This window comes from Phenylobacterium sp. (assembly GCF_028290885.1).
In the GTDB taxonomy this organism is placed as follows: domain Bacteria; phylum Pseudomonadota; class Alphaproteobacteria; order Caulobacterales; family Caulobacteraceae; genus Phenylobacterium.
On record NZ_JAQGIZ010000143.1, the window covers coordinates 1 to 5,978 of the forward strand.

General features: G+C 68.5%; 4 protein-coding genes. 1 reads left to right on the forward strand and 3 read right to left on the reverse strand.

Annotated features, from left to right (window positions below):
* Positions 1–22 precede the first annotated feature (22 nt).
* Complete coding sequence (locus tag JWP28_RS09625; protein WP_299542453.1) at positions 23–2,704, forward strand: valine--tRNA ligase; 2,682 nt, start codon at positions 23–25, stop codon at positions 2,702–2,704.
* Between the two features lie 227 nt (positions 2,705–2,931).
* On the opposite strand, the gene JWP28_RS09630 is transcribed toward JWP28_RS09625, so the two are convergent.
* The 3 genes from JWP28_RS09630 to JWP28_RS09640 form a co-directional block, all read right to left on the reverse strand.
* Entirely contained in the window at positions 2,932–3,879 is a 948-nt protein-coding gene (locus JWP28_RS09630; protein ID WP_299542447.1) for a trypsin-like peptidase domain-containing protein, read from the reverse strand.
* Positions 3,880–3,947: 68 nt separating this feature from the next.
* Positions 3,948–4,790 (reverse strand): formyltetrahydrofolate deformylase, encoded by an 843-nt coding sequence (gene purU / locus JWP28_RS09635; protein WP_299542449.1) that lies wholly within the window; start codon positions 4,788–4,790, stop codon positions 3,948–3,950.
* Positions 4,791–4,926: 136 nt separating this feature from the next.
* Positions 4,927–5,562 (reverse strand): glutathione S-transferase family protein, encoded by a 636-nt coding sequence (locus tag JWP28_RS09640; RefSeq protein WP_299542451.1) that lies wholly within the window; start codon positions 5,560–5,562, stop codon positions 4,927–4,929.
* Between the last annotated feature and the right edge of the window lie 416 nt (positions 5,563–5,978).

Consider the following 5,978-nt stretch of genomic DNA (forward strand, 5'->3'; position numbering starts at 1 on the left):
CGGCCCAGCCAGAATTTCGGACATGCTCGACAAGACCTTCGATCCCAAGACCGTCGAACCGCGCCTCTACGCCGCCTGGGAGGCGTCGGGCGGCTTTGCGCCCATCGACGACCCGGCCGCCGAGCCGTTCTCCATCGTCATCCCGCCGCCGAACGTCACCGGTTCCCTGCACATCGGCCACGCGCTGAACAATACCCTGCAGGACGTGCTGATCCGCTTCGAGCGGATGCGGGGGAAGGCGGCGCTGTGGCTGCCGGGCACCGACCACGCCGGCATCGCCACCCAGATGGTGGTCGAGCGCCAGCTGGCCGAGCAGGGCAACCTCAGCCGCCGCGACCTCGGCCGCGAGGCCTTCGTGGCCAAGGTCTGGGAGTGGAAGGCCAAGTCCGGCGGTCAGATCGTCAACCAGCTGCGCCGCCTGGGCGCCTCCTGCGACTGGAGCCGCGAGCGGTTCACCCTCGACGAAGGCCTGTCTGCGGCGGTTCGCAAGGTCTTTGTGACCCTTTACAAGGAAAAGCTCATCTACCGCGACAAGCGGCTGGTGAACTGGGATCCGCACTTCCAGACGGCGATCTCCGACCTTGAGGTCGAGCAGCGCGAGGTCGACGGCCACTACTGGCACTTCGCCTATCCGCTGGAGGACGGCTCCGGCGAGATCGTGGTGGCCACCACCCGGCCGGAGACCATGCTGGGCGACACCGCCGTCGCCGTGCATCCGGGCGACGCGCGCTACACCGCGGTGATCGGCAAGGCGGTGCGCCTGCCGATCGTGAACCGGCCGATCCCGGTCATCGCCGACGAATATCCCGACCCGGAAAAGGGCTCCGGCGCGGTGAAGATCACTCCGGCCCACGACTTCAACGACTTCCAGGTCGGCAAGCGCCACAACCTGCCGATGATCAACATCTTCGACGACTTCGCGCGGCTCAACGACAACGTCCCGCCGGAATATCGCGGCCTCGACCGGTTCGCGGCGCGCAAGAAGGTGGTCGAGGAATTCGAGCGGCTGGGCCTGTTGCGCGAGGTCGAGAAGACCCGCCACACGGTGCCGCACGGCGACCGCTCCGGCGTCGTGGTTGAGCCCTATCTGACCGACCAGTGGTACGTGAACGCCGAGGCGCTCGCCAAGCCGGCGATCAAGGCGATCGAGGAGGGCGACACGGTCTTCGTGCCCAAGGCCTGGGAGAAGACCTACTTCGAGTGGATGCGGAACATCCAGCCCTGGTGCATCTCGCGCCAGCTCTGGTGGGGCCACCGCATCCCGGCCTGGTTCGGACCCGGCGGCAAGATCTTCGTCGCCGAGACGGAGGAGGAGGCCAAGGCGCAGGCCTACGAGCACTATGGCCGCGAGGAGCCGCTGCGCCAGGACGAGGACGTCCTCGACACCTGGTTCTCATCCGCGCTGTGGCCGTTCTCGACCCTGGGCTGGCCGGAGCAGACCTCCGACCTGGCGCGGTTCTATCCTACCCACACCCTGGTCACCGGCTTCGACATTATCTTCTTCTGGGTCGCCCGGATGATGATGCAGGGGCTGCATTTCATGGGCGACGTCCCCTTCAAGCGCATCTTCATCAACGCCCTGGTCCGCGACGCGGAGGGCAAGAAGATGTCGAAGTCCAAGGGCAACGTCATGGACCCTCTGGAGCTGGTCGACGACTACGGCGCCGACGCGCTCAGGTTCACGCTGACGGCCATGTCGGGGCAGGCGCGCGACATCAAGCTCTCCCGCGAACGGATCGAGGGCTACCGCAACTTCGGCACCAAGCTGTGGAACGCCACGCGCTTCACCCAGATGAACGGCGCCGCGCGGGCGGAGGGCTTCGATCCGGCGAAGGTGAAGCTGCCGCTCAACCGCTGGATCGTCGGCGAGACCACGCGCACGGCGCGCGCGGTCACCGAGGCGCTGGCGACCTGCGGCTTCGACGCGGCCGCCGACGGCCTCTACCGCTTCGTCTGGCGACAGTACTGCGACTGGTACGTGGAGCTGGCCAAGCCCGTGCTGGGCAAGCCGGGCGAGCCCACGGCGGATGAGGCGGCGCGCGATGAGACCCGCGCCACGGCGGCCTGGGTGCTGGACGTCATCCTGAAGCTGCTGCACCCGGTCATGCCGTTCCTGACCGAGGAGCTCTGGGGCCAGACCCAGGCGCTGGGCGCCCCGCGGGACCATAAGGGTTTCCTCATGACCGCGCCCTGGCCGGATCTGCCGGCCTCGCTGATCGATCCCGCGGCCGACGCCGTGATCGGCCTGATCGTCGAGACCATCGCCGAAGGCCGCTCGGTCCGCGCCGAGCTGAACGTCCCCAACTCGGCCCGCCCGCCGCTGCTGGTGGTGGACGCGACCGAGGCGCAGCGCGAGGTGCTGCGCGACGCCGTCGCCCTGATCAGCCAGATGCTGCGGGTCTCCGAGGTGCGCGTCGTCGACGCCCCGCCGCCGGGCGCGATCCCCTACGTCGTCGATGGCGCGACCCTGGCCCTGCCGGTCGCGGAGTTCATCGACATCGCCGCCGAGCGCGCGCGCCTGGGCAAGGAGGTGAACTCGCTCGCCTCCGACATCGAGCGCACCGCCAAGAAGCTCGCCAACGCCGACTTCGTCGCCCGCGCGCCGGAGGAGGTGGTCGAGGAGAACCGCGACCGCCTGGCTGAGGCGGAAGCCGCCCGCGGCAAGCTGGAGGCGGCTCTCGCGCGGCTGCTGGCGGTGGCCTGACGCAGGAGCGTGGGCCTAGGCTGATGACTCAATCACTCTTGTTGAAACACTCTTGTTGAAACGTCATGGCCGGGCTTGTCCCGGCCACCCATAAACACGGGAAAGCGGGACTACTCGCTGCGGCGCCGCCGCGATCCGTCTTGAGAGACCTGTGCGTATGGGTGGCCGGGACAAGCCCGGTCATGACGAATATATTGTAATATCAATAGCTTGGCTGGATTTTGATCCTAGCCGTCCACGTCCGGCCGCACCGTCAGCGTCTCGATCCTGGCGCGGCGCATCACCACCATGGGCACGTCGGTTCCGGAGATCTCGGCGGTGAGCAGCCGATGCAGGTCATCGACCGAGAACACCGTCTCGCCGGCGAACTCGAGGATCACGTCGCCGGTCAGCACCCCGGCGCGCGCCGCGGGACCGTCCGGCGCCGCCTCCGACACCGTGACCGCCGAGCCGGCCGCGCGGCGCAGGCGCCGCGATAGCCGGGGGTCCAGCGGCGTGGTCTGGCCGGCCACTCCCAGCCGCGCACGGCGCACGCGTCCGTCGCGCATCAGCCGCGCCGTCACGTCGACCGCGGTATCGCCGCCAATGGCGAAGCACAGGCCCTGCGCCTGGCCGATCATCGCGGTGTTGATCCCGACCACCCGGCCGCGCCCGTCCACCAGCGCGCCGCCGGAGTTGCCGGGGTTGAGCGGCGCGTCGGTCTGGATGACGCTTTCGATCAGCCGGCCGCTGGGCGAGCGCAGCGTGCGTCCGAGCGCGCTGACGATGCCCGCCGTGACGGTCGCCTGGAAGCCGAACGGATTGCCGATCGCCACCACCAGCTGGCCGACCCGCAGCCGTGACGAGCGTCCGAACTCGGCGTGCGGCAGTCCCGTGGCGTCCAGCCGCAGCACCGCCAGGTCGGTGGCCGGATCGTCGCCGATCAGCCGGGCCTCGAACTCGCGGCCGTCGGTCAGGCTGGCCGAGAGCCGCGTCGCGCCGGCCACCACGTGGCTATTGGTGATCAGGTAGCCGTCGGGCGCGAAGATCACGCCTGAGCCGGTTCCTCCCCGGCCGTCGGCCTGACGCGCCGCAATGTGGACGACGGCTGGACCGACCGTCTCGAAGGCGTGGGCGACCTGGGCGGAATAGGGATCGAGCGGCTCTTCGGGCCACTCCGTAACATCGTAGGGCATGGCCGTTAGATGGTTGGCGACCTCCCTAGCCACAAGGAACCGCGGTCACCGGTCTTGGTGCGTCCCATTCAGTCGGTGAACACCACGGTTTTGCGGCCGTTCAGCAACACACGGTCCTCCAGCGCCCATCGTACGGCCCGCGCCAAGACGCGGCGTTCGATGTCGCGTCCCTTGCGGATCAGGGCGGCGGGCGTGTCGCGGTGGCTGATCCGCTCCACGTCCTGCTCGATGATCGGGCCCTCGTCGAGGTCCGGGGTGACAAAGTGAGCGGTGGCGCCGATCACCTTCACGCCGCGCGCATGGGCCTGGTGATAGGGCCGCGCGCCCTTGAACCCCGGCAGGAAGGAGTGGTGGATATTGATGCAGCGACCTTCCAGCTTCGTCGCCAGATCGCCTGACAGCACCTGCATGTAGCGGGCGAGCACCACCAGGTCGGTGCGGGTTTCCTGGACCAGCCGCCAGAGCGCCAGCTCCTGTTCGGCCTTGGTTTCCGACGTCACCGGTAGGTGGTGGAAAGCGATGTCCTTCAGGTCGGTGTGCGGAAAGGTCGTCGCCGGGTGGTTCGACACCACCGCGGCGATGTCCATCGGCAGCTCGCCCTGTCGCCAACGCCAGATCAGGTCGGCCAGGCAGTGGTCGGTCTGGGAGGCCAGGATCATGACGCGCCGGCGAATCGTCGGGTCGCGAAGGCTCCAGGCCATCGCGAACTCCGCGGCGACATCGGAGAACATTCTACCGAGCGCCGTCGCGTCGCCGCGGCCGGGGTCGAACACCACCCGCATGAAGAAGCGGCCGGTTTCAGGATCGTCGTACTGCTGGGCGTCGAGGATATTGGCGCCGCGCTCGAACAGCAGGCCCGAGACGCGGGCGACAATGCCGGTGCGGTCGGGACAGGAGAGGGTGAGGATCATGGCAGGCGGGAGCGCTTGCAGCCGCTGCGCCAAAGGTCAACTCGCATTGTCGCCAGCCGCGTCGGCGCGCCTGTCCCTCGCTCGCCGACGGACGGGCGCATCGGCGGATCGCGCCCTTAGAGGGCGCAACCCATCGTCATGCAGCCTCCTTGAAATCGCCCATCTGCGCATCCAGGGCCCTGCGGAACGCCGGGCGGGAGGTGCAGCGCTCGACGTAGGCCGTCAGCCGCGGGTCGGTGACGAGATCGGGGATGATGCGCAGCACCGTCGTCATCATCAGGTCGCCCGCGGTGAAGCGCTCGCCGTCGAGATAGGGCTTGTCGCCCAGCGCCTTGGCCAGCGCGTCCAGGCGATGCAGCGCGAAGTCCCGCGCGCCCGGGCGGCGCAGCTTGGCCCACTCCTGATCCGCGTAGAAAAGCGCAAGCACGGCGACGTTCATGACGTGCGGCTCGATGGAATTCAGCGCCGCGATCAGCCATTGCGTCGCACGCGCCCGCGCGTCGGCATCCTTCGGCAGGAGCGCTTCGCTGCGCTCTGCGATGTGCAGAACGATGGCGCCGCTCTCGAACAGCGTGCGGCCGTCCTCCTCGAAGATCGGAACCTGGCCGAACGGCTGCAGCGCGCGATAGTCGGGCTTGTCCTGGTCGCCCTGCTGCAAGAGGCGGGTCCTATAGGGAAGTCCGGCTTCCTCGAGCGCCCAGCGGACGCGGAGATCGCGCACCTGGCCCTGCGCGAACGGCGGAACCCAGCGAAAGGCGGAGATGGTGATCATGCGGCTTGCTCCCTTGTGATCGTGTCGAGGCGGCCTGGTCGAAGGTCGGCAGGGCCCGTCCGCCCTTAAGACGCGCCGGCGGCGCGCGATCCGACAACCACCTGGCGGATTCGGAAGCTGCGCTGCATCCGCGCGACCCGCGAAGCCTACCGCCTGAATACGGGGAAGGGAGCGCCCTGGCGGAAAGCCCGCGCATCACCAGAGCGACCAACCAGCCCTGTTCTAGCCGGCCTCGCGAGGGCCAGGGGAATTGCTCCTGTCTCCCGTATTCAGGCACGCCGCCAAGCGGACGATCCAAATGTCTGCACGGGGGTGGGTAGCGACGTCACCCTTCCGAGATGCATCCACGTCGCTGGCCTGTTGATGCAACGGAGGGCGCACGGCTCAGCGCTTCTGGCTGGTATCGCGCCTGGTCA

What these genes read in the sequence shown, in the direction of transcription:
- JWP28_RS09625 (WP_299542453.1), top strand. Translation starts at nt 23, where the DNA reads ATGCTCGACAAGACCTTCGATCCCAAGACCGTCGAACCGCGCCTCTAC.
- JWP28_RS09640 (WP_299542451.1), bottom strand. Translation starts at nt 5,562, where the DNA reads ATGATCACCATCTCCGCCTTTCGCTGGGTTCCGCCGTTCGCGCAGGGC.
- JWP28_RS09630 (WP_299542447.1), bottom strand. Translation starts at nt 3,879, where the DNA reads ATGCCCTACGATGTTACGGAGTGGCCCGAAGAGCCGCTCGATCCCTAT.
- purU (WP_299542449.1), bottom strand. Translation starts at nt 4,790, where the DNA reads ATGATCCTCACCCTCTCCTGTCCCGACCGCACCGGCATTGTCGCCCGC.